Source organism: Rhodoferax sp., assembly GCF_030646845.1.
Classification (GTDB): Bacteria; Pseudomonadota; Gammaproteobacteria; order Burkholderiales; family Burkholderiaceae_C; genus Rhodoferax.
Map to the genome: position 1 here is coordinate 16158 of NZ_JAUSLE010000026.1, position 24765 is coordinate 40922.

At 62.3% G+C, this 24765-nt stretch carries 20 protein-coding genes; 5 read left to right on the forward strand and 15 right to left on the reverse strand.

What is annotated here, in order from left to right; translation table 11 throughout:
- Window position 1 precedes the first annotated feature (1 nt).
- Together Q7T10_RS06855 and Q7T10_RS06860 are read right to left on the reverse strand one after the other, a co-directional pair.
- Window positions 2-2335, reverse strand: a complete 2334-nt coding sequence (locus tag Q7T10_RS06855) for a DUF1631 domain-containing protein (RefSeq protein ID WP_304747096.1) — start codon at window positions 2333-2335, stop codon at window positions 2-4.
- Between the two features lie 173 nt (window positions 2336-2508).
- Window positions 2509-3066 (reverse strand): HNH endonuclease, encoded by a 558-nt coding sequence (locus tag Q7T10_RS06860; RefSeq protein ID WP_304747098.1) that lies wholly within the window; start codon window positions 3064-3066, stop codon window positions 2509-2511.
- Between the two features lie 176 nt (window positions 3067-3242).
- On the opposite strand from Q7T10_RS06860, the gene Q7T10_RS06865 reads away from it, so the two are divergent.
- From Q7T10_RS06865 to Q7T10_RS06880, 4 genes are all read left to right on the forward strand, one after another.
- Entirely contained in the window at window positions 3243-4253 is a 1011-nt protein-coding gene (locus tag Q7T10_RS06865; protein ID WP_304747099.1) for a bifunctional riboflavin kinase/FAD synthetase, read from the forward strand.
- Between the two features lie 159 nt (window positions 4254-4412).
- Window positions 4413-7289: an isoleucine--tRNA ligase gene (gene ileS, locus Q7T10_RS06870; protein WP_304747101.1), complete on the forward strand. Its 2877-nt coding sequence runs from the start codon at window positions 4413-4415 to the stop codon at window positions 7287-7289.
- Window positions 7289-7789, forward strand: coding sequence for a signal peptidase II (gene lspA / locus Q7T10_RS06875; RefSeq protein ID WP_304747102.1), 501 nt, complete (start codon window positions 7289-7291; stop codon window positions 7787-7789). Before ileS ends, lspA begins: the two co-directional genes overlap by 1 nt.
- 25 nt (window positions 7790-7814) lie before the next feature.
- Window positions 7815-9524, forward strand: coding sequence for a Na/Pi cotransporter family protein (locus tag Q7T10_RS06880; protein WP_304747103.1), 1710 nt, complete (start codon window positions 7815-7817; stop codon window positions 9522-9524).
- Between the two features lie 56 nt (window positions 9525-9580).
- On the opposite strand, the gene Q7T10_RS06885 is transcribed toward Q7T10_RS06880, so the two are convergent.
- Window positions 9581-10576, reverse strand: coding sequence for a quinone oxidoreductase (locus tag Q7T10_RS06885; protein ID WP_304747104.1), 996 nt, complete (start codon window positions 10574-10576; stop codon window positions 9581-9583).
- 107 nt (window positions 10577-10683) lie between these two features.
- On the opposite strand from Q7T10_RS06885, the gene Q7T10_RS06890 reads away from it, so the two are divergent.
- Window positions 10684-11586 carry a DMT family transporter gene (locus tag Q7T10_RS06890; protein WP_304747105.1) on the forward strand — a complete coding sequence of 301 codons (903 nt, stop codon included), beginning with the start codon at window positions 10684-10686 and terminating at the stop codon, window positions 11584-11586.
- Between the two features lie 257 nt (window positions 11587-11843).
- On the opposite strand, the gene Q7T10_RS06895 is transcribed toward Q7T10_RS06890, so the two are convergent.
- The 12 genes from Q7T10_RS06895 to Q7T10_RS06950 all read right to left on the reverse strand — a co-directional run bounded on the left by Q7T10_RS06895 (window position 11844) and on the right by Q7T10_RS06950 (window position 24753).
- Complete coding sequence (locus tag Q7T10_RS06895) at window positions 11844-12764, reverse strand: Bug family tripartite tricarboxylate transporter substrate binding protein (protein ID WP_370653741.1); 921 nt, start codon at window positions 12762-12764, stop codon at window positions 11844-11846.
- A gap of 144 nt (window positions 12765-12908) precedes the next feature.
- On the reverse strand, window positions 12909-13703 hold the full coding sequence (locus Q7T10_RS06900; protein ID WP_304747107.1) for an SDR family oxidoreductase: 795 nt from the start codon (window positions 13701-13703) through the stop codon (window positions 12909-12911).
- A 71-nt stretch (window positions 13704-13774) separates the two neighbouring features.
- Complete coding sequence (locus tag Q7T10_RS06905) at window positions 13775-14542, reverse strand: DUF4395 domain-containing protein (protein ID WP_304747108.1); 768 nt, start codon at window positions 14540-14542, stop codon at window positions 13775-13777.
- A gap of 34 nt (window positions 14543-14576) precedes the next feature.
- The gene (locus Q7T10_RS06910) at window positions 14577-15506 is read right to left on the reverse strand and encodes a DMT family transporter (protein ID WP_304747109.1); all 930 of its coding nucleotides are present in this window, start codon (window positions 15504-15506) and stop codon (window positions 14577-14579) included.
- A 32-nt stretch (window positions 15507-15538) separates the two neighbouring features.
- Complete coding sequence (locus tag Q7T10_RS06915; protein ID WP_304747110.1) at window positions 15539-17152, reverse strand: gamma-glutamyltransferase family protein; 1614 nt, start codon at window positions 17150-17152, stop codon at window positions 15539-15541.
- A 31-nt stretch (window positions 17153-17183) separates the two neighbouring features.
- Window positions 17184-18143, reverse strand: a complete 960-nt coding sequence (locus Q7T10_RS06920; protein WP_304747111.1) for a tripartite tricarboxylate transporter substrate binding protein — start codon at window positions 18141-18143, stop codon at window positions 17184-17186.
- 5 nt (window positions 18144-18148) lie between these two features.
- Window positions 18149-19441, reverse strand: coding sequence for a DUF3422 family protein (locus Q7T10_RS06925; RefSeq protein ID WP_304747112.1), 1293 nt, complete (start codon window positions 19439-19441; stop codon window positions 18149-18151).
- Window positions 19442-19544: 103 nt separating this feature from the next.
- Window positions 19545-21056: a tripartite tricarboxylate transporter permease gene (locus tag Q7T10_RS06930; protein ID WP_304747113.1), complete on the reverse strand. Its 1512-nt coding sequence runs from the start codon at window positions 21054-21056 to the stop codon at window positions 19545-19547.
- 9 nt (window positions 21057-21065) lie between these two features.
- Window positions 21066-21554 carry a tripartite tricarboxylate transporter TctB family protein gene (locus Q7T10_RS06935; protein ID WP_304747114.1) on the reverse strand — a complete coding sequence of 163 codons (489 nt, stop codon included), beginning with the start codon at window positions 21552-21554 and terminating at the stop codon, window positions 21066-21068.
- Window positions 21555-21627: 73 nt separating this feature from the next.
- Window positions 21628-23427: a GspE/PulE family protein gene (locus Q7T10_RS06940; protein WP_304747116.1), complete on the reverse strand. Its 1800-nt coding sequence runs from the start codon at window positions 23425-23427 to the stop codon at window positions 21628-21630.
- A complete protein-coding gene (locus tag Q7T10_RS06945) occupies window positions 23424-24179 on the reverse strand; it encodes a spermidine synthase (RefSeq protein ID WP_370653739.1) in 756 nt (251 codons plus the stop codon). Before Q7T10_RS06945 ends, Q7T10_RS06940 begins: the two co-directional genes overlap by 4 nt.
- A 37-nt stretch (window positions 24180-24216) precedes the next feature.
- Window positions 24217-24753 carry a DNA-deoxyinosine glycosylase gene (locus Q7T10_RS06950; RefSeq protein WP_304747117.1) on the reverse strand — a complete coding sequence of 179 codons (537 nt, stop codon included), beginning with the start codon at window positions 24751-24753 and terminating at the stop codon, window positions 24217-24219.
- Window positions 24754-24765: the final 12 nt, after the last annotated feature.

Sequence of the window (24765 nt, forward strand, 5' to 3'; positions counted from 1 at the left end):
TCTATGCCGCCTGACGGTCCTGCGCATCCGACATGATCTGGTCCAGCGCCCGCGACACGATGGGCACCTGGTCGATGACGCTGAGCCGGCCGCGCCGCAACAACGCGGCCACTTCCCGCTCGGAGCGCACAAAAGCATCAAAACCATCGCGATTGGTGAACAGCAGGCGCGTGCGCATGGGACTGACCCAGCTCAGGCGGCAGCGGTGGCGCGTGGTCTCGTTCACCATGAAATCGAACCACAGCCCGCGGCTGAAGGTCTGGGCCATGGCATCAAACTCATCGGCTGACCCGGCCAGCTTGCCAGCCCGTCGCTGATCCAACTCGTTCATCGCCTCCTGGCCAGCGTTGGCCTCCAGGAGGGCCGATGCGGTGTCCACCGCAACCGGTTGCGTCATGCGGATCGCGAGCATGTGGGTCGAAATCAGGCGCCGGGTGAAGGTTGCACGTGCCTCGCCCGTCCAGTCGATGGCGTCCAGGCCCGCATTCAGGTTGCGCACCAGGTCGGGCAACACCGCCACCAGTCGCCGCCGCTCTTCCGTCCGCGTCTTGGGCTGCGTCGACCAGATCAGCTGGTCCATGGCGGTGAGGGCGCTGTCCCACTGGGCCGGGCTGTCCGTCACGTTCAGCCAGGCGCGTGCCATCACCTCACGCCATTGGGTCGTCAGGAACGGTGCCAAGAAAGGCGCCAGCGGCAATTCCGGCGGCAGGGCCTTGATGCGGTCATGCACTGCTTCGTCGGCGTGGGCCAGTGCCTGCTCATAGGATTCGCCCACGCGCTCATGGTCCGCCGCCGGTTCAATACGGACCTGTGCCTGTTGTTCCGTTTCAAACAGGAATTCCGTGAACTCCAGCAGCAACTCGCTGAACAGGGTGAGGTCGTCTTCGAATTCGGTCAACACGCGTTTGACCGTGCTTTCGATGCGCACATACAGCGGGTCGTTTTCACCCTTCTCGGGCGCCCAGGCGACGGATGCGGATGCCAGTGTGTCAACCAGCCGGCGCGCCGGGTGATCGGCAGACAGGAAGAAGTCGCGGTCGATCATGGCCGCCTTGAGCACGGGGATCTGCAGGCGGCCAATGACGAACTTCATCTGCAGGGGAATAGCCTGGTCCGCAAAAACAAAATCGAACACCTCGGCCAGCGCGTCCACCGTGCCACGATCCAGTTCGGGGGCGCGGCGCACCTCGTCCCGATCCCGCATCTGGCGCAGGATGTTGTGGTCGCCCGGGTCCTGCCCCTCCAGAATCTGGTAGGACGAAGAGGCTCCCGCACCGGCTTGCAGGTCACCCAGGTAACCCATGAATTCGGGGTCGGCTGGCGCGAACGTTTGCCGCGCCCCGTCACCATGGGTTTCGGTCCACGCAAGTGCCTCGCCATCCCCGGAGTCACCGGGGGCAGGCGGCGAGCCCAGGCCAAGCCGTTGCAGAAACTGCCGCGCCTGCGCCGCAATGTTGCGTCCTGCCGGCGCCAGACCGCCCCACACGGAACGGGCACGACCCGCCTCCGGCGCGCCAAGACCCGGCCTCCTGCTCACCGGTGCCTCATCGCCGCCCGACAAGGGTGCAGCTGCCGACGCAGGGCCCAGGTTGGCGTGCGCAGACGGCACACTGTCCGATCGCTTGATGCGATGCATGGTCTGGGCCTCAATGCCTGCCTGCATCAACGTCGCATTCAGATCCGCATACAAAGGTGCCAGATCCAGACTGTGCCGCGGTTCAAGCGCCAGCAGCAGGTCCTCGGTCGCCTGGTCGTCAAGGCCGCTCTTTTCCCACGCCAGCAAGAACGCGCGGACAAATACTTCGGGACGAAATGGGTTGCTCAACAGGCTTGGTGCGTCCTGCCCCAGCAATGCGCCGAGCCGCAGGGTCAGCGGGCTCACGCTGGCGTCGTAGTGCGCCGTAAACCGCTGCGCCACGCGGTCCAGCAACAGAATGCGTTCCACCTCGCACACGTCAATCAATGACAGCGTCATGCCGTTCAGCGCTTCGTCGGAGGCAGAGTTGCGGGACTGGGTGGCGTCCGTCACGTCCGGCAGGATGGAGCGCACCTCCTCCTCCAACGATGTCTGCAGAGCAGCTTGAAAGGCACGATTGAAGACGTCGGCGTGCTTGTGCAGCAAGAGGCAGGCTGAACGCAGGTTCTGGCCCCGGGCCTGCGACGGCCTGGCGTCCACCAGATCCAGCAAATGCTCGCGCACCAGTGTCAGGTTGTCGCTCTCATGGTCGGCAAAGTAGGCCAATGTCTTGCCCATCAGCGCGCGAATATGTCGGCGCGCCTGGACACGCGAACCGCGCTCAGCGGCATGAGATGATGAAGGCGAGCGAATGGACATCCCTGTATTGCCTGGTGTCTTTGAACAAGCTGGGCGAATGACGCCCAAACCGCGAACCGCAGCTGCCCGGACCGGTCAGGCGCGCTGCACGACTACCTTAGCAGCAATCACCTGTAACACGCCGACGGCACTGCACTTGTTACGCAAAGATACACCTCAAAACCACACAACCCTCAAGTAAGGAGTCTTGACGACTTGGGCACATGCGCCATCAGGAATTCCATCTGGTCGGCCAGGATGCGACGGTTTCGCAGGATGAAATCTTCCCAGAGACTGGGCACGTACGGTGTGTACAACAGCGGCATATTGGCCTGCTCGGGCGTGCGGTGGCTTTTGCGGTGGTTGCAGGGACGGCACGAGGTGACCACATTCATCCAGATATCGACACCGTTCTGCGCGAACGGAATGATGTGCTCGCGCGTCAGGTCTTCCTCGTGGAAATGGTCGCCGCAATAGGCGCAGATATTGCGGTCACGTGCAAACAACTTGCTGTTCGTCAGCCCCGGCTTCAGGTTAAAAGGATTGATGCCCGGCACACCCTTGGTGCCAATGATGCTGTTGACCGTGATGATGGATTGTTGGCCGGTGATTGCGTTGTGTCCGCCATGAAACACCGCAACCTGTGCCCCCATTTCCCAGCGCACTTCCTCGGCGGCATAGTGGATCACCGCCTGCTCAAGCGAAATCCACGACTGCGGTAACCCCTGGGCTGAGAGCTTCAAGACCTTCAAAACACGCCTCCTGGAACAGTTAAATGAACCACTGACACGAAATGCGATTGCCTCTGACAACGGGGCAAAAATGACTTGCCCCACTGCTAGGACACAATATAACCTGTTTTCATGACAATCCGGCTTCAGGCGCTTGAGTCAACAGCGCCGTCTGCTATCAAAAAGATAACAATCCAATGAAGGTTTTTCGCGGTTTCAACCACCCCGGCGTCTCTCAGGCATGCGCGCTGACCATTGGCAATTTTGACGGTGTGCACCGCGGCCACCAGGCCATGCTGGCATTGCTCAAGGGCGAAGCCCAGCAGCGTGGCGTGCCGAGCTGCGCCATGACGTTTGAGCCGCATCCGCGCGACTATTTCGCGGCAGCCACCCACAAACCCGAGCTGGCGCCGGCGCGCATCGGCACGCTGCGCGACAAGCTGACCGATCTGGCCCAGTGCGGCGTGGACCAGACGGTCGTCCTGCCGTTTGACGCGCGGCTGGCAGCGCTGTCGCCCCAGGCGTTCATCGACGACGTGTTGGTCAAGGGCCTGGGCGCGAAGTATGTTCTGGTCGGTGATGATTTCCGTTTTGGCTTCAAGCGTGCGGGCGACTACGCCATGCTCGATGCCGCGGGCGTGGCACAAGGCTTTGACGTGGCACGCATGAACAGCTACGAAGTGCACGGCCTGCGGGTGTCGAGTTCCGCCGTGCGCGATGCCTTGTCGGAAGGCCGGATGGATGACGCGGCACGACTTTTGGGGCGGCCCTACCGCATCTCGGGACACGTGGTGCATGGCCGCAAACTGGGGCGAGAGTTGGGTTTCAGAACCCTGAACCTGCGCTTTTCCCACTGGAAACCCGCCGCCAGCGGCATCTTCGTCGTGCTGGTCCACGGTCTGGATGCCGTGCCGCTGGCGGGGGTTGCCAACCTGGGTATTCGCCCCTCACTGGACCCCAATGACGTGAACGGTGGTCGGGTGCTACTGGAAACCCATTGCCTGGACTGGCCCCAGCGCCTGGGCGCGGAGGGTGCGTACGGTAAAATCATCCGTGTGGAACTGCTACACAAATTGCACGGCGAACTCAAATACGATGGCCTGGATGCTCTTCAAAAGGGCATCGCCCGGGACTGCGATGACGCGCGTGCCTACCTGGCGTCACCGCACGCCCAGACGCACCGTCAAACGACGCGCGACCGAATTTAGGCGGCGAAAGGTTTCGCCCGCCCCGCACCTTGAGCCTGGCTCACCCGACACTTTTCGCCACCCCAACGACACAGATGCAGCTCCGGGCGACTCGCTGCATCATTTGGATTTTCAGATACCACAAACGCTGCCCTGCGGCGAAACAGTTCCACCAGCACCATGACCGAATCCACCACACCTGACACCAGCACCAAAACCGATTACCGCAGCACGCTCAACCTGCCGGACACGCCATTCCCCATGCGGGGCGACCTGCCCAAGCGCGAGCCGGGCTGGGTGAAGGAGTGGGAGGACAAGGGCATCTACAAGAAATTGCGGGACATGCGCAAAGGCGCTCCCAAGTTTGTGCTGCACGACGGACCGCCCTACGCCAATGGCCAGATTCACATGGGGCATGCGGTCAACAAGATTCTGAAGGACATGATCGTCAAGGCGCGCCAGCTCAAGGGCATGGACGCCGCCTACATCCCGGGCTGGGACTGCCACGGTCTGCCAATCGAAAACGCGATTGAAAAGAAATTTGGCCGCAAGCTGCCGCGCGACGAGATGCAGGCGAAAAGCCGCGCCTTTGCCACCGAGCAGATCGACATCCAGCGCGTGGACTTCAAACGCCTGGGCGTGCTGGGCGACTGGGACCACCCGTATCGCACCATGGATTTCAGCAACGAGGCAGATGAAATCCGCGCCTTCAAACGGGTGGTGGAGCGGGGCTTTGTCTACCGCGGCCTGAAGCCCGTCTATTGGTGCTTTGACTGCGGCTCGTCGCTCGCCGAGTTTGAGATCGAATACGCCGACAAAAAATCGCAGACGCTGGACGTCGGCTTTCTGTGCGCCGAGCCGGCCCGGCTGGCAACAGCCTTTGGCCTGGGCGCGCTCGACAAAGAGGCGTTTGCCGTCATCTGGACCACCACCGCGTGGACCATTCCGGCCAACCAGGCCCTGAACCTGAACCCGGAACTCACCTACGCGCTGGTCGATACCGAGCGCGGCCTGCTGGTACTGGCCGAGAGCCTGGTCGGGAAGTGCATGGAGCGCTACCAGCTCACCGGCACGGTGGTCGCCACCACCAAAGGCGAGTCGCTGGCAGGCATCCAGTTCAAGCACCCGCTGGCCCATGTGGACGCGGGCTACGACCGCTTCAGCCCCGTCTACCTGGCCGACTACGCCACCGCGGAGGATGGCACCGGCCTGGTTCACTCCTCGCCAGCCTACGGCGTGGAAGACTTCAACAGCTGCGTCGCGCATGGAATGGCCTACGACGACATCCTGAACCCGGTGCAGGGCAATGGCGCCTACGCGCCCGAGCTGCCGCTGTTTGGCGGCCAACACATCTGGAAGGCCTGCCCCGTCATCATTGATGCGCTGCGCGATGCCGGGCGCCTGTTTGCCACCGAGAACATCACCCACAGCTACCCGCATTGCTGGCGCCACAAGACACCGGTGATCTACCGCGCGGCCGCCCAGTGGTTCATCCGCATGGACGAGGGCGAAGGGGTATTTACCAAGGACAAGGCACCCAAGTCCCTGCGCCAGCTGGCGCTGGACGCCATCGAGCAGACCTCCTTCTATCCCGAGAACGGCAAGACGCGCCTGCGCGACATGATTGCGGGCCGGCCCGACTGGTGTATCAGCCGCCAGCGCAGCTGGGGCGTGCCCCTGCCCTTCTTCCTGCACAAGGACAGCGGGGAGTTGCACCCGCGCACCATGGAGATTCTGGACATCGCCGCCGACATGGTGGAAAAGGGCGGCATTGAGGCCTGGAGCAAGGCCACGACCGAGTCCATCCTCGGCGCGCAGGATGCAGAGCAGTACACCAAGAGCAGCGATATTCTGGAAGTCTGGTTTGACTCGGGTACCACGCACACCACAGTGCTCAAGGGCTCGCACCCCGGCAGCGGTCACGAGACGGGACCCGAGGCCGACCTGTATCTGGAAGGGCATGACCAGCACCGCGGCTGGTTTCATTCGTCGCTGCTGACGGCATGCGCCATGTACGGCCGCGCGCCCTACAAAGGCCTGCTGACCCACGGCTTCACGGTGGACAGCAAGGGCCACAAGATGAGCAAGAGCGCGGGCAACGGGGTTGATCCGCAGGAGACCTCGAAAAAGCTTGGCGCCGAAATCATTCGCCTGTGGGTGGCCGCCAGCGACTACTCCGGCGACATTGCCGGCGACGACAAAATTCTGGCGCGCGTCGTGGACACCTACCGCCGTGTCCGCAACACGCTCAAATTCCTGCTGGCCAATGTGAGCGACTTTGACCCGGTCAAAGACGCGGTGCCGCTGGCGCAGATGCTTGAGATTGACCGCTACGCCCTGAGCCGCGCGGCGCAGCTGCAGGCCGACATCCTGGCGCACTATGAAGTCTATGAATTCCACCCGGTGGTGGCCAAACTGCAGATCTACTGCTCTGAAGACCTGGGCTCGTTCTACCTCGACATCCTCAAGGACCGGCTCTACACCACGGCGCCGAAGTCGCTGGCACGTCGCAGCGCCCAGACCGCCCTGTGGCAGATTACGCAGGCGATGCTGCGCTGGATGGCGCCGTTCCTGAGCTTCACGGCCGAAGAGGCGTGGGCCGTGCTGGGCACCGCCGGCAAAACGCCAGGCGACACGAAAGAATCGATCTTCATGGACACCTACGTCCAGCTGGAAGCACCTGACACGGCATTGCTGGCCAAGTGGGCCCGTATCCGCGAGATCCGCGACGCGGTGAACAAGGAGATCGAAGTCTTGCGCGCCGAGGGCAAGGTCGGTTCGTCCCTGCAGGCTGCCGTGACACTCACAGCGGCGGCAGCGGATTACGCGATTCTGGCCAGCCTGGGTGATGATCTGAAATTTGCCTTCATCACATCTGCTATTACTTTGATAGCTGAAGACGCCCTCTCCATTGGGGCTGACACCTCAAATGCCATAAAATGCGAGCGCTGCTGGCATTACCGTGACGATGTCGGAGCGGACCCCGCTCACCCCACCCTGTGTGGCCGCTGCACCAGCAACCTGTTTGGTGCAGGCGAGAACCGGAGATTTGCGTAATGGCCCGAGGATTCAAATCATCATCGTCGGGAGGCATGCTGCAATGGCTGGGCCTGGCTTTCATCATTCTGATCGCCGACCAGTTCACCAAGATCCTGATCGTCGGCTATTACCAGCTGGGTGACAGCACTTACGTCACGAGCTTCTTCAACGTGGTTCGCGCGCACAACACGGGTGCGGCGTTCTCGTTTCTGGCCGGGGCCTCGGGCTGGCAACGGTGGTTCTTCACCGTCATCGGCCTGCTGGCAGCGGCCCTGATTCTGTGGATGCTCAAGTCGCACGCCGGGCAAAAACTGTTTGCCTTTGCCATGGCCTGCATCCTGGGCGGCGCCATTGGCAATGTGATTGACCGGATCATGTACGGTTACGTGGTGGACTTTCTGGACTTTCACTGGCTCAACTGGCATTTCCCGGCCTTCAATGTCGCCGACAGCGCAATCACCATAGGCGCAGCCTGCCTGATACTGGACGAACTGCTTCGCGTACGCCGCACGCACTAGGCGCACCACAAGGAAAAGGAACCCGTTGACCCACCTGCTGAATCTCCTCGCAGCCATCGCCCTGCTGGTCTGGGGCACGCATCTGGTGCGCACCGGCATCCTGCGCGTGCTGGGCGCCAATCTGCGCAACGTGCTGGCCCGCAGCGTGAGCAACCGGTTCAAAGCCATGGTCTCGGGGCTCGGCGTCACGGCCCTGGTGCAGTCCAGCACCGCCACGGCGCTCATCGTCTCGGCGTTCGTGGGCCAGGGCTTGATGGCCCTGCCCTCGGCGCTGGCCGTCATGCTGGGGGCCGACATTGGCACCAGCCTGATGGCGGTGGTGTTCTCCCGCGATCTGTCATGGCTGTCGCCCCTGTTCATTTTTGTCGGTGTCGTGCTGTTCATTGCCCGCCAGTCCACCACCGTCGGCCGCGTCGGGCGCATTCTGATTGGCCTGGGACTGATGTTGCTAGCTCTGCAACTGGTCACCGTATCGGCCAACGTGCTGACCCAAGCCCCGGCGGTCAAGGCGCTGCTGGCATCCCTGAGCAGCGACCTGCTGCTCGAGATCACCGTGGGCGCCACGCTGGCGGTGCTCAGCTACTCAAGCCTCACCATTGTGCTGCTCACGGCCACTCTTGCCGCCACCAATGTGATACCGGTGGATGTGGCGCTCGGTCTGGTGCTGGGCGCCAATCTTGGCAGCGGCCTGCTCGCGGTGTTGACCACCCTGAGGGCCAATGTGGAAACACGTCAGGTGCCGCTGGGCAACCTGGTGTTCAAGGTGCTCGGGATCGCCATCGCTGCGCCCTTTCTCAGTCTATGGCTGCAGTACGCACGTCCGCTGCTGGGTGACGTGGCGACCGTGGTCGTGCTGTTTCATCTGAGCTTCAACCTGCTGGCGGGCCTGCTTTTTATCGGCCTGACCCAGGTCGTTGCCCGCTGGATTGGCTACTGGCTGCCCAAACCACAAAAGAGCACGGTGGCCGGGCGTCAGCGACACCTGGACGCATCGGCACTGGCCACCCCGTCACTGGCCCTCTCGTGTGCGGTACGCGAGGCCATGCACCAGGCCGATGTGGTGGAAACCATGCTGCTGGGCGTGCTGGAGGTGATCCAGAACAACGACTACAAGCTGGCCCAGCGCCTGCAGAAAATGGACGATACGGTGGACGAGCTGTACTCGGACATCAAGTACTACCTGACCAAGATCTCACGCGAAGCCCTGAGCGAGAACGAAGGGCACCGCTGGACCGACATCATCAGCTTCACCATCAACATGGAGCAGATCGGCGACATCATTGAACGGGTGTTGCAGGACATCGAAGAGAAGAAGATCAACCTCGGGCGCGAGTTCTCGCAGGCGGGCATGAACGAGATCATCGAATTGCACAGCCGTCTGGTCAGCAACCTGCGCCTCGGCATGAGCGTATTCCTGAACGGCAATGTGCGCGACGCGCAGAAACTGCTGGAAGAAAAATCCCGCTTTCGCGACCTGGAGCGCGAATATGCCGCCGCCCACCTGGATCGCCTCTCGGTCAATACTCTGCAGAGCATCGAGACCAGTTCGCTGCACCTGGACCTGATCAGCGACCTCAAGCGCATCAACTCCCACATCTGCTCGATTGCCTATCCGATCCTGGACTCGGCAGGTGCGCTGGCACCCAATCGCCTGCGTCATTCGGTGCTGGACGCGCACCATCCGGTCGTGGCCAACGCCATACGGCCACCCAATTCAGGGCAACCGCGGGCATAAAGCCGTTTTGCTGCTATTTTGATAGCAGTCAAGGCTTGTTCCAGGAGGGCTACAACTCAAAGTGTCAGGATCGTGCAGCCCGTGGTCTTGCGTGCTTCGAGGTCGCGATGCGCCTGCTGTACTTCCGCCAACGGGTAGCGCTGGTCGATCCGAATGGTGACCTTTCCACTGGTGACCGCCTCAAACAAATCATCCGCCATGGCCTGTGTGCTCTCACGCGTAGCGATGTGCGTAAACAGGGTCTGGCGCGTCACGTAGATGGAGCCTTTTGCGCCCAGAATGCCGGGGGCAAACGGTGCGACTGGTCCCGAGGCGTTGCCAAAGCTCGCCATCAGGCCAAACGGCGCGAGGCAGTCCAGCGACTTGTCCCAGGTGTCTTTGCCCACCGAGTCGTACACCACTTTCACACCTTTGCCACCGGTGATCTCTTTCACACGGGCCAGGAAGTCTTCGGTCGAATAGTTGATGACGAAAGCGGCGCCGTGCTCCTTGGCCAGCGCGCATTTGGCATCCGACCCTGCGGTGCCAATCAGCTGCAGACCCATCGCGCGCGCCCACTGGCAGGCAATCAGGCCGACGCCACCCGCGGCGGCATGGAAGAGAACGAAGTCGCCAGCCTGCAAGCCGCCCTGCGGCTGCGTGCGCTTGAGCAGGTATTGCGCTGTCAGGCCCTTGAGCATCATGGCCGCACCGGTCTCGAATGAAATGGCATCCGGAAGCTTGCACACGCACTTGGCGGGCATGACCCGCAGCTCACAGTAGCTGCCCGGGGGCTGGCTGGCGTAGGCCGCACGGTCGCCCACTTTCAGGTGGGTCACGCCCTCGCCGACCGCCTCCACCACGCCGGCGGCTTCCATGCCCAGCTGCAGCGGCATCGGCAAGGCGTAAAGGCCACTGCGCTGGTACACGTCAATGAAGTTCAGACCGACCGCATGGTGACGGATGCGGATTTCACCCGGTCCGGGGTCACCCACCGTGACAGTGACAAGCTTGAGCTGTTCGGGGCCGCCATTTTGATCAATGCGAATGGCGCGGGAAGCGATGGAAGTCATGGCGGGTGTCCTGAAATTTAAAGGGTGCAGCATGTTGCCATGAAATGATGCCGCACGTCGTCACCGGGTCATCAGAACGAGGAGTCCGACTTGCTACAGTCCTGACCATGCATCCCAAACTGACCCCTACCGCTGCCCTCTTGCTGACCGTGCCACCCCTGCTGTGGGCTGGCAACGCCGTGGTCGGCAGACTGGTCAGCGATCTGGTGTCGCCCATGACCCTGAACTTTCTGCGATGGGTGCTGGCGTTTGCCTTGCTGCTGCCGCTGGCCGGGAACGTGCTGCGCCCCACCAGTGACCTCTGGCCAAGCTGGCGGCGTTTCCTGCTGCTGGGCCTGCTCAGCGTCGGCGGCTACAACGCTTTGCTCTACCTGGCCCTCAACACTTCCACGCCCATCAACGTCACACTGGTGGGTTCCAGCACACCGGTTTGGATGTTGTTGATCGGCCGTGTTTTTTTTGGCGTTGGCATCTCCCGGCGTCAGTTGCTGGGGGCCGCGCTGTCGATCGCGGGCGTGATGCTGGTGCTGTGCCGGGGTCAACTTGAACTGCTGCTGCAGGTGCGTCTGGTGCCTGGCGACCTGTACGTGCTGATGGCATCGGCAGCCTGGGCGTACTACAGCTGGATGCTGGCGCACCCGACCACGGAGCCCGCCGGCATCCGCTCGGACTGGTCGGCTTTTCTGCTGGCACAGATGGCATTTGGCCTGGCCTGGGCCGGGCTGTTTGCGGGAGGCGAATGGGCCTTGACCGACGCACGCATCCATTGGGGTTGGCCGCTGGCCGCTGCGCTGGCATTCATCTCGGTGGGCCCCGGGCTGATGGCCTACCGCGCCTGGGGCGCCGGCGTGGCGCGGGCCGGCCCGGCAGCGGCAGGGTTTTTCTCCAACCTGACGCCGCTCTTCACCGCCGTGCTCTCCAGCGCATTCCTGGGTGAGATACCCCGGCTGTATCACGTGCTGGCCTTTGCCCTGATCGTGGGCGGCATCATGGTGTCGTCGCGCCGCTAGTGCATGACCCCCACGCTTGCCACTGCGTGTGCTGCGCTGCCCCCCGAGGGGGCTAATTTTCCTTGGGGCGGCCCGGCGAAAAATTCGGCCCCCACGCTTGCCGTTGCGTGTGTTGCGCGGCGGCCGGCCATGCGACACAGCCCGAGGTAGACCTTATTCCATTGCCAATTCAATGCGGGATTAGGCGCACCGCCTCAGACAGCACTTCAGTGCGGCAAGGCGGTGCAACGACATATCGCGTTGAAGTAGAAATGGAATTACTGGGCCTGAAAGCCGCTGGCCTTGATAATGCGCGCCCAGGTCTGGGTGTAAGCGCGTTCGCGGCTTGCCAGTTGTTGCGGTGGCATATAGCCCACTGTCAGGCCCATGGCGGTCAGGCGGTCGCGCACGTCGGGCATTGCGATGACCTTGGCCACCGCCTCGGAGAAACGGTCAATGACGGCCTTGGGCGTGCCGGTGGGCGCAAAGATGCCGTAGTACGGGACATCCTCGAAGCCCGCCAGTCCCAGTTCCGCGAAGGTCGGCACATCCGGCAGGGCGGGCTGGCGCGCGCCACCCAGCACGGCGACGATGCGCACCTTGCCTGCCTTGTGGTTCTCGATGAAGTCCGGAATGGATGCAACACCCGCGCCGATCTGGTTGCCCAGCATGTCCCCGATCATGGGCGCGCTGCCCCGATATGGCGCCGATTGCAGGTCCAGGTTGTACTTCTGGCCGATCAACTTGACCAGAAACTCGGGCACCGAGGCCGGTGCGGGAACGCCCACCGTGCCTTTGCCCGCGCCCTGGCTGCGCACCCAGGCCACATACTCATTCATGGACTTGGCCGGCGTGCCACCTGACACGGCCAGCGCGTTGACGAAGGTCGCAAATCCGGCAACGGCCACAAAATCGTGCGCCGGGTCGAAACCAGGATTTTTCACGACGAGGGGCAGGATGGAAATAGTATGGTCGTGCGACAGGAAGAAGGTCGTGCCGTCGGCCGGCGCCGCCTTGAGCGCCTGCGCGGCAATCTGGCCGCCCGCACCTGCGCGGTTCTCGACGATCACGGGGGTACCCAGCTGGTCTTTCAACTTGTCAGCCAGGGTGCGGGCAATGGCGTCAGTGCCGCCGCCGGGCGGAAACCCGACCATCAGACGAATCGTGCCAGTCTGCGCCTGCGCCAGCCCCCCCAGCATGAAAGCGCCCAGCGCGAGTGTGACGCGAAGCGCACGAGAGATGCGCTGCAAAGGTGACCTGACCATATGAAACTCCAGTTGATGAAAGTGAAAACAATGCCGCAGGAATTTACCACCAGAACCTGGCGGCATGGCGGGGGCGAATCAGAACGTGCCGGGGTAGGCGCCACCGTCGGCCAGCACGTTCTGGCCGTTGATGTAGCCAGCGTGCTGACTGCACAGGAATGCGCAGATGGCACCAAACTCCTCCACATTGCCAAAGCGCTGTGCGGGAATGGTTTTGCGTCGAGCGTCCATGATGACGTCCATCGGCTGGCCCGTCTTCTGCGCGGCACCCTGCATCGTGCCCTTGAGCCGGTCGGTGTCGAACGCGCCCGGCAGCAGGTTGTTCATGGTGACGCCACTGGCCGCGAGTTTGCTGCGCGAAACACCCGCCACAAAGCCGGTGAGGCCACTGCGGGCGCCGTTGGACAAGCCCAGGATGTCGATCGGCGCCTTCACCGCGCTGGACGTGATGTTGATGATGCGCCCGAACCCGCGCGCGGCCATGCCGTCCACCGTGGCCTTGATCAACTCAATGGGGGTGAGCATATTGCCGTCCACCGCCTTGATCCAGGTATCCCGGTCCCAATCGCGAAAATCACCCGTTGGCGGGCCACCGGCGTTCGTCACCACAATGTCAAAGTCGCGCCTGGCCGCGAACACCGCCTGACGACCCTCGTGTGTCGTGATGTCTTCGGCAACAAATTGCACCGTAGCCCCCGTGGGGCGGGCGCTGTCAGCTATCAATTTCGCAGCAGCCGCCTGCAGCACCTCGGCGCCACGGGCCACGATCAGCACGTTCACCCCTTCGCGCATCAGCGCCTGCGCGCAGCCAAATCCCAAGCCCTTGCTGGCGCCACACACCAAAGCCCATTTACCCGCGATACCCAAATCCATGTCAATCACTCCATCAGTTGCAACAGTCTCTTGCGATGATAGTGGTGAAATCGAGGCCCGACCATTGCGGTTTACCTGCAATTGTTATGGAGCTTCCACTTTTCTTCGTGGCCGATGGCCTTGGCGAATTCAGGCACCTTGCAGCGCTCGGCCTCGGCCGGGTCGATGGGGGTGGCGGGAGTCGAGATACCGGCCTGTGGCACTGGAGGCACGTTGTGCGAACCCGTTCGGTAGACCGATTGAGCGATACCGCCCACCAGCACAAAGAACAGCGCCACGACAGCCAACTGCACCAGCGTCACGCCCGAGGACTTGGCGGGAGCGACCTCGCACACCCCGCCGGGACAGAACTGGGCCGCTTCCTTGCTGAACAGGTTGTAGACCTTGCAGCCGATGCAGATGCCAAACGCGGCTTCAAAAAACAACAGAGTCAAGCAGGTGGCGCAAACGATCAGGTTGATGGGGCCGATCACGTTGTTGAGCACCATCAGGTACAGCATGGCGAGCGCCAGCACCAAGCCGATCGCCCAGGCAAAGCGCTTTTGCGGCGCACCGACGTATTCGGCTTGTTGTTTGCGCACAATCCATTGCCCCACGATCAGGCTGGGGGCATAGCGCGGGTTGATGAAAATGCGAATGGTGAAGTCAATCAAAAAGGCGACCACGAATACCCGGGTCGGCTGGAAGTTGCCCAGCAGCCATGCATGCATGAACGCGATAAAGGCCGGAATGAACAGCAGGCCGGCGCCGGCCCGCACCGCGCGCTCGTTGAGCACCCGCACCGCAAAACCGTCGACTTGTTCGCCAAACTCAAACACATTGCGCATCATTTTTTCCATCTGAAATTGAAACCTTGCCGGTGGCCGCGCACGATCAACGTGACCCCGATCGTCCGCTGCGGGTAAACACAAAAATCCCCGCGATCACCAGCACCGTGCCCGCCGCCACCCAGGCCGTGAAGGGCTCGCCCAGGATCACGACACCCATCAGAATGGTCGACATCGGCCCGACCATGCCGGTCTGGGCGGCCAGGCTGGCGCCGATGCGCTCGATCGCCATCATCACCAGCAACACCGGTACCGCCGTGCACAAGGTCGCATTCAGCACCGAGAGCCAGATCACCTCCGGCGCCACCATCGCGGCACTCCAGGGGCGCAGCAGCACAAACTGCGCGATGCACAACAGGCAGGCCACCGTGGTCGCCAGGCCGACCAGACGCAGGGAACCCAGACGCTGCACCAGCTCACCGCTGAAGGTCAGGTACACGGCATAGCTGACCGCGCTGAGAAACACCAGCAAGGCGCCCAAAGCCACGTCACCGCCTTCGAGCTTGATCTCGTGGCCAAACACCAGCATCACGCCGGCATAGCTGATCAGCATGCCCACCGCCTGGGTCCGCTGGATCTTGCGCTTGTAGAGCACCAGGCCCAGCAACAACACCAGCGTCGGGTTGAGGTACAGAATGAGCCGCTCCAGCGAAGCGCTGATAAATGACAGGCCGGCGAAGTCAAGGTAGCTGGCGAGGTAGTACCCAGTGACACCCAGGCCCAGAATGCCCAACCAATCGCTGCGTGTCAGCGGCGGCTTGCCGCGGCTGGACCACCAGGCCATCAGCGCAAAAATGGGCAGCGCAAACAGCATGCGGTACATGATCAGCGTGACGGCATCGACGCCATGCCGGTACGCCAGCTTGACGATGATGGCCTTGCCACTGAACGCAATGGCGCCGACAGTGGCCAGCACCAACCCGGTCGCTATGCTTTTGGGAGCTACCTGCGCTCTGGATACGGGGCCTACAGGCACTTTTTCCGTATTTTCTGTGCGGGACTCTGTTTTCAAAAACCGACTGCCTGACCATCACGGCGCGCATCGCTGGCCGCGACGTAGCCTTGCACGCCGGGGTCACCCGCGCGCCAGATGAACTGGCCGGCCCCGAAGTCCTGGTACGAGTCGTTGATGACTTCCATGCGGTGACCGCGGTCATTCAGGCCTTGCACCGTATCCGGGTTCATCGACGCCTCGACATTGATCTCCAGCCCGGCATTGAAACGCCAGCGCGGCGCGTCGCAGGCCGCTTGCGGACTCTGCCGATAGTCCAGCATACGCACCAGTGTCTGCATATGGCCCTGCGGCTGCATATTGCCGCCCATCACGCCGAAACTCATCACAGGCTGCCCGTTCTGGGTCAGGAACGCCGGAATGATGGTGTGAAACGGTCGCTTGCCCGGTGCCACCACATTCGGACTGTCCGGGTTCAAACTGAAGCAATGCCCGCGGTTTTGCAGGCTGATGCCAAAGGTAGGTTCCACACAGCCCGAACCAAAGCCCATGTAATTGCTCTGGATGAAACTGACCATCATGCCGGACTCGTCGGCTGCGGTGAGGTAAATGGTGCCGCCCTTGACCGGGTTGCCAGCCTTGAAATTCTGCGCCCGGCGCATGCCGATCAGTTTGGCGCGCGAGGCCAGATAGGCCGGATCCAGCATCTGCTCCACCGTCACTTCCATGCTGGACGGCTCTGCCACAAAGCGGTACACATCGGCGAAGGCCAGCTTCATGGCCTCAATCTGCAGATGCTGCGAATCGACGCCATCGACCGGCATGGCGCCCAGGTCAAACTGGTCCAGAATGCCCAGCGCGATCAGGGCCGCAATGCCCTGGCCATTGGGTGGAATCTCATGCAGCGTGTAGCCACGGTAGTTTTTGGCGATCGGCGTCACCCACTCGGGACGATGGGCAGCGAGGTCGCGCAAGGTCAGGCTGCCACCCTGCTGCGCCGAAAACTGCTCAATCGCCTGGGCGATTTCCCCGCTGTAGAACGCTTCACCTTTTGTAGCAGCTATCGCACGCAGGGCGCGGGCTGCAGCCGGAAACTGAAACAATTCACCAACGTTTGGGGCGCGTCCGCGTGGCAGAAAGGCCTGGGCAAAACCGGGCATCGCCTTGAGCTCTTCCACCGGCGCTGCCCATTTTTGTTGCACCACCGGCGGCACCAGGTAGCCGCGTTCTGCCATCTCGATGGCGGGCGCCATCAGCTCGGCAAACGGCAACTTGCCAAAGCGCTCGCTCAAGGCCACCCAGGCGCTGACCGCACCCGGCACCGTGGCCGAATCGATGCCGCGTTTGGGCGGTGTCATGGTGTTGGCGCCGTACTTGGCGGCAAAGTAAGCCTGCGTCCAGGCCTGCGGCGCGCGGCCGGAGGCGTTAAGACCGTGCAACTCCTTGCCATCCCACAAAATACAGAATGCATCGCTACCCAGACCATTGCTGACCGGCTCAACAATCGTCATCGCCGCTGCTGCCGCCACGGCGGCATCGACCGCATTGCCGCCCTTGAGCAACATGCGCAGCCCGGCCTGCGCCGCCAACGGGTGCGAGGTGGACACCACATTGCGGGCAAACAGCGGCAGGCGGGTGGAGGTGTAGGGGTTGTGGTAATTGAAGTCCATGATGGGTATCCGGGTGATGGGTCGTCTGCTTTTAATCCGCTGTGATCTTGCGGTCGATGATGATTTTTTTCCACTTGGCTGTGTCGGCCCGCACCAGGCTGGCAAAAGCCTGTGGCGTACCCCCGGTGGGCTCAGCCCCGAGCCGGGCAAAACGCTCTTTCACATCCGTCTCTCCCAGCGCCGCATTCACAGCCTGATTGACTTTGGCCGTGATGTCGGCGGGCAAGCCCTTGGGCCCGTACAGGCCAAACCAGGTGGTGGATTCATAACCGGGCAACACCTCGGCCACTGTGGGCATACCCGGCGCCAGCGCGGTCGGCTTGAGACTGGTTACCGCCAGCCCGCGCAACTTGCCATCCTTGACATGCGGCATCCCTGTGACCAGCGAATCAAACAGCACATCGACCTTGCCACTGATCAGGTCGGGCATGGCCAGCGCTGTGCCGCGGTAAGGGATGTGCAGGATGAAGGTGTCCGACGCGGCCTTGAAGTACTCGGTCGACAGATGCACGATGGTGCCGTTGCCGCTGGACGCGTAATTCAGGCGCCCCGGGTTCTTGCGCGCGTAGTCGATGAACTCGCGCATGGTTCTGGCCGGCGAAGAGTTCGGCACCAGCACAATATTGGGCGAGGTCGCCACATAGGCGATGGGCGTGAAGTCGGTCTCGGCGTTGTAGGGAATTTTCGGATTGATGGCCGGACCGATGCTGTGCGTGCTGGAGGTCGCCAGCAGCAGCGTGTAGCCATCCGGCGCCGCTTTGGACGCAGCGTCGGCCCCGATGGTGCCACCGGCCCCGGGCCGGTTTTCCACCACCACGGGCTGGCCCATCTTTTCGCCCAGTTTTTGCGACAGGGCGCGCGCCAGAATGTCGGTCGCACCACCGGCCGGGAAAGGCACCAGCAGACGAATGGGCTTGGCCGGATAGGTCTGGGCCGACACCGACGCCGCGAGCCAGAGCAGAAGAAGAGGAAACAGATATCGAAGTTTCATGACAGTCACCCTTTAAAAACCCTGTTATGCAATCGACGCAGGGACGCCCAGACGCCGAGCGCGACCAGGGGAATGGTGGCAGCGGCCGTGCTTTCCGCACTCCAGGGCCACCCCAGGGCATGCGCTCCCTTGGCCAGATAGCTGACCAGGCCAACGATGTAGTAAGTGATGGCCGCCACCGACAGGCCCTCGACCGTGGACTGCAGCTTGAGCTGAAGGTCCTGCCTCTGGTTCATCGTGGCCAGCAGGGCCTGGCTGCTTTGCTGCTGCTCGATCTCCACCCGCGTGCGCAGCAGGTTGCTGATGCGCGAGACCCGTTGCGACAGCGCGTCTTGCCGGCGGGTGGCCCACTCGCAGGTGCTGCGTGCGGGGGTCAGGCGGCGATCCATGAATTCTCCGATGGTCTGCATGCCTGGCAAAGCGGATTCGTTAATTTCAGTAATGCGTTTGTCCACCAACTCAAAATAGGCCACGCTCGCCGAGAACCGCGAATGGGTGGCTGCATGCTGGCTCTCCACCTGCCCCGCCAGTTTGGTGAGCCGGTCCAGCAGCATCGGCTCATCGGCCGCGGTGGCGCTGCGGATGGCACTGGCCAGTTCGGCCAGTTCGCGCTCCGCACTGGACAGGATGCTTGAAGCCTCGCGCGCTGCCGGCAAGCCCAGCAAGGCGGCCATGCGGTAGGTCTCAATCTCCAGCAGACGTTGTACCAACCGGCCCAGACGGCGCGGCGACATGTTCCCGGCCAGCAGCACCATGCGCGAAAAACCATCGGCATGCATGGTGAAATCCGTGTAGACCTCCCCCACGCCGCCGGCCACACTCGACGCTACCAGCGAGTCCTCCAGCAGCACGTGCTTGACCAGCGCCGTGGCACCCGAAGCATCGGCTGGCACGACCCACAGGTGCAGACTCGACAGGCACTGGCCTGGCAGTCCGGCGAACCAGTCTTGCGGCACGGCGTCCAGCGCCCGGGCGGGCTCAAGCTCCCCCAGCCGCTCTGTGGACAGGGCGCTCATGAAGGTCCAGGTCACAAATTCCGTGTGCAACTCCCAGCGGATGTGGAATGCGCCCAGGTCCATTCGGAAATGGCTGGACTGTGGGTCCGGCAGCGGCAAATGGTGGTCGCGCAGCAGCGTCGCCACGTGCACCCGGCTGGCGTTGCGCTGTGCGGCGTCACACGCCATGACGACGTGCGAGATCGCCAGTGGCGCGGCCAGCGCCTGCGGTGGCCGGGCATGAACTTCATTGTGCAGGGCCGCGCGTTGCGGGTGCTGGTTCAAATGGTGCTTGAGTTGCATGGTTGTTCCTTGGCTAGCCATTGTGACGCACAGCAATTACAGCGATACCCACCGCGATAAAAAACGGCACCCGAAGGTGCCGTTGTCGTTGCGCCTTAAGAGGTCAGTCTTCGACAAACGCCTCTTCGCGTTTCTTCTTGATCGAGGGCAGCAGCACGATCACCAGCAGCAGGACCGCCACGGCCAACAGGCTGGCCGACAGGCCACGCGTGACGAAGACGCTCCAGTCACCTCGCGACAGCAGCAAGGCCCGGCGCAGGTTTTCCTCCATCATGGGCCCGAGGATGAAGCCCAGCAGCAGCGGTGCGGGCTCGGCACCGAGCTTGATGAACAGATAGCCGATGACACCGAACATCGCCACCATCCAGATGTCCCAGGTGTTGTTGTTCGTGGAGTAAACGCCGATGGCACAGAACAGCACAATGGCCGGGAACAGCCAGCGATACGGCACGCTCAGCAGCCTGATCCAGATGCCGATCAAAGGCAGGTTCAGGATGATCAGCATGGCATTGCCAATCCACATTGAAGCGATCAGACCCCAGAACAGTTCAGGATTGCTGGTCATCACCTGCGGTCCGGGCTGGATGTTGTGGATGGTCATGGCCCCCACCATCAGGGCCATCACCGCATTGGGCGGAATACCCAGGGTCAGCAGAGGAATGAAGGAGGTCTGCGAGGCGGCATTATTGGCCGCTTCCGGCGCGGCCACACCACGGATGTTGCCCTTGCCAAACGGCACTTCGCCCGGTTGCAGCTTGGTTTTCTTCTCCAGCGTGTAGGCGGCAAAAGCAGCCATCACGGCACCGCCACCGGGCAGGATACCCAGGACGGCACCCAGTGATGTGCCGCGCAGAATGGCAGGCACCATGCGCTTGAAATCCTGCTTGTTCGGCAACAGCCCTTTCACATCGGCCGTAAATACCTCGCGCTCGCTCTCATGCTTGCCCAGGTTGCTGATGATCTCACCGTAGCCGAACACCCCCATGGCGATCACGATAAAGCCAATGCCATCCGTCAATTCCGGAATGTCAAAGCTGAAACGGGCCACACCCGAATTCACGTCGGTGCCCACCATGCCCAGCAGCAGGCCCAGCACAATCATGCCGAAGGCCTTGAGCAGCGAGCCCGACGCCAGCACCACAGCGCCGATCAGACCCAGGATCATCAAGGAAAAATACTCGGCCGGGCCAAACAGGAAGGCGACTTCGGTCAGTGGCACGGCAAAGGCCGCCAGCACCAGCGTACCGACACAACCGGCGAAGAACGAACCCATGCCCGCCGCCGCCAGCGCCGGACCCGCTCGTCCCTGACGCGCCATCTGATAGCCATCGATCACGGTCACCACGGACGATGATTCACCGGGAAGGTTGACCAGAATGGCGGTCGTCGAACCACCGTACTGCGCACCGTAATAAATGCCTGCCAGCATGATCAACGCCGACACCGGTGGCAAGGCGTAGGTGGCCGGCAACAGCATGGCAATGGTGGCCAGCGGGCCAATGCCGGGCAGCACGCCGATCAGCGTGCCCAGCAGACACCCGACAAACGCATACATCAGGTTGATCGGCGTGAAGGCCACGCTGAAACCCAGCGACAGGTTGGTAAACAGATCCATTGTTATTCCTTAACCTGTAATAAACGTCGGCCACACCGGAAACTGCAACTTGAGCAGCACGATGAAGGCCAGGTAACTGATGATCGCCAGCACGGTGGCCAGAATCACGACTTCCTTGAGTTTGAATTCTTCACCGGCCAGGCTGGCGATGAAGGTCAGGGCATAAATGCCGGCGATCAGCCCCATGGCCGGAATCTTCAGGCTGGGAAGCCCGCCGATCATCAGGCCGAACACCAGGTTGGCCCCAATGATGAAGAACAGGGGTTTCCAGGCCCAGGTGCCAATCTTGTCCCCGTCTTCGGTTTCGACCACCAGGGCCTTGAACGTGATAACGACCCCAAGGATCGCCAGCAAGACGCCCAGCATCATCGGAAAGTAACCGGGCCCCATGCGCGCGCCAGTGCCGACGTTGTAAGTAGCGGCACCCCAGGCAAAGGCCACGCCGACACCCATGAACATGAGTCCGGAGAAAAAGTCTTTTTGACTCTTGATATTCATGAATAAGCTCCTCGAATAATTCGAACCGCTCATTTTGCCCGGGAAATCCATGCCACTGGCATGTGGATTTCACCTATGTCAACGGTGGCGTCGACGACAGGATTTCCTCCACCACCGTCAGCCCTTCCGCTACCCGCAAGGCGCCAGCCAGCCGCAAGGGGCGCATGCCGTCGCTCACAGCCTGGCGTCGCAGCGCATCCGTGTTGGGTTCCCGGTTGATCTTGTCCTTGAAGGCTTCCGTCACGACCAGCAGCTCATACAGACCCATGCGGCCCATGAAACCGGTCATGCGGCAATCAACACACCCCACTGCTTTGAAGGGTTTGTAGCCGCCACTGATCTGCCACGGCTTGACGACCTCCGCCAGCGCCTCCCGCGTGGCTGCGGGGTCGGGCACCTTGCATTGTTTGCACAAGGTGCGCACCAGCCGCTGCGCCAGCACCCCGAGCAGGGTGGCGTTGATCAGGTAGGACGGAATGCCGAGCTCCATCAAGCGCGTCACGGCCGAGGGTGCATCGTTGGTGTGCAGGGTGGAGAACACCAGATGGCCGGTCAGCGCCGCCTGCACGGCCATCTCGGCCGTCTGCTGGTCGCGGATCTCGCCCACCATGATGATGTCCGGGTCTTGCCGCATGAGGGCGCGCAATCCTTCAGGGAATCCGAAATCAAGCTGCGGCTGCACCTGGGTCTGGTTGAACGAGGGCTCGATCATTTCAATCGGGTCTTCCACCGTGCTGACGTTCACCTCTTCTGTTGCCACGCGCTTGAGCGTGGAGTACAGCGTGGTGGTCTTGCCGGACCCGGTCGGCCCGGTCACCAGAATAATGCCGTAGGGGCGTTTGACCAGGGTCTCCCAACGTTGCGCATCGTGCGCGGCAAAGCCCAGCGCATCGAGGTCCTTGACAGCGTTGTCGGGGTCGAAGATGCGCATGACCATCTTCTCGCCAAAGGCTGTGGGCAGAGTGGAAATGCGCATCTCGATTTCATCGCCGCGCGGGTTGCGCGTCTTGATGCGGCCATCCTGCGGCCGGCGTTTTTCCACCACGTCCATGCGCCCCAGCAGCTTGATGCGCGCCGTCATGGCATTGAGCACGCCCATGGGCATCTGGTAGACCGGGTGCAGCACACCGTCGATGCGAAAGCGGATCACGCCCTGCTCGCGGCGCGGCTCCAGGTGGATGTCGCTGGCACGCTGGTCAAACGCGTACTGCCAGAGCCAGTCCACCACCTGCACGACACCCTGGTCATTGGCATCGAGCTGCTTGTTGGTCTTGCCCAGTTCCACCAGCTGCTCAAAGCTGGCGCCGCCACTGTTGCCGCCCGCCTTGTTGGCCGCTTTCACTGACTTGGCGAGCGCAAAAAACTCGGCCGTGTAGCGGTGGATCTCCTGGGGGCTGGCGACGACCCGGCGCACACGCCGGCGCGACTGCCGCTCCACCTCGGCGACCCAGTCGGCAATGAAGGGCTCGGCGGTGGCCACGATGACTTCGGTCGCCGTCACCTGCACCGGCAAAATCTTGTGGCGCTCGGCGTAGGCCGCGCTCATGGTGTCGGCCACCTTGCCGACCTCCACCTTCAGCGGGTCAATCCGCAAGTAGTCCAGCCCGGCACGCGTTGCCACCCACTGCGTCAGCAACTCGATGTCCAGCGGCTTGTCATCACTGGCGCGTCGCACTGACACACTGGCCAGTCGCACCAGGGGGTGCTGCACACTTTCGGCCTGGGCGCAGCGTGCGGTGATGCGTTGCGCTTCCTCCGTGTTGATGACGCCGTCGCTGTGTAGCCACTCCACCAGTCGGCGCCAGTCCAGCGGCCCGCTATAAGGAGCTCCAGTCGACGGCTTGGCGTTGCCTGGCACAGCGGAATTCTTCATTTCAGCATCGGCTTGAAGACCCGCGCCCATTTGGCGGCAGGCAGGCCCCATTGCGCCTGAATGATCGCGGCACGGGCCTCAAGCACTTCGCGCTTGGGCCGGCTGGGCGTGCGCTGGGCCAGCACCACCGTGTTGCCTTCGCGTGTGGGTTTGAAGGCCCACACCGCATCAGCCCCGAAAGCGGCCGAAATCTTTTCGACACTGCGCGCAAAGCTGGACGCCCGGCCAAACAGATTGACGGTCATGCAACCATCCGCGGTCAGCAGGCGTCGACAGTTCGAATAAAAGGGGAAGCTGTCAAGCACGGGCGCTGCGGCCTCATGGTCGTACAGATCAACCTGCAGCGCATCCACCGTGCCCCACCACCTGGCATCCTGGATTTCAAGTGCCGCGTCGTTCAATATCACCTGCATGCGGGCATTGTCTGCCGGCAGCTTGAACCAGCCACGGCACGCCGCCAGCACCTGGGGATTGAGCTCGATGGCAACCGTCTTCATGCGCAGCTCTTTGTGGCAAAACTTGGTGAGCGAACCGGCCCCCAATCCGAGCTGCATGGCCTGACGCTTCGGCACGGAGTCCGGCTCCACAAACAGCAGCCAGGCCATCATGCGCTGGATGTACTCATGAAACAGCACGGTGGGCGCGTCGATGAGCATGGAGCCCTGAATCCACTCCGTGCCCAGATGGAGGTGACGAAGCGGGCCTTCGTCGGAGAAGTTGACTTCGGGGAGAGTATTGGTGCGTTTTTTCAAGATGAGGGCATTATCCCCAAACGCCAGTCTGAATCGTTTACAGCAAGCCGGCAGCGGCGACCACCTCACGCCAGGCGGCCAGCTTGCGCTCGAAACTCCAGCTGGCATTCGCCGGACTGGTGGATGGAAGTCTGTACACCGGCAAACCCAGTGTGGCCGTGTACTTGGCATGGCGAAAGCTCTCGCCGCCGTTATGGGCTATTGCCCTGAGCTGCGGACAGCGACGCGCGAGGCTGGCGAAATCGTTGACTTCTGCGTTGCGGATAGCCGTGTCCAGACTGCCGGTGCGCTCGCAGGAGGCGTAGACATCCCATACACCCAGCCCCCGGTCGAGCAACCATTTGCTACGTTTTTCATAGCTATCCAGGCTTATATCGAGATGGCTAGAGGGCCAAATGGCTTTAAGTATTCGCCAGAAATGGTTCTGCGGATGGGCATAGTACTGCTGGCGCGCCAGCGACGCCACGCTGGGAAAGCTGCCCAATATCAGCAGCCGCGTGTTCTCCGAGACAATGGGCGGCAAGCCAGTCAAGCGTTGCGGTGGGGTCCCGTCGTTTTGTTTGTTGTTCTGCATCTGGATTAGGTA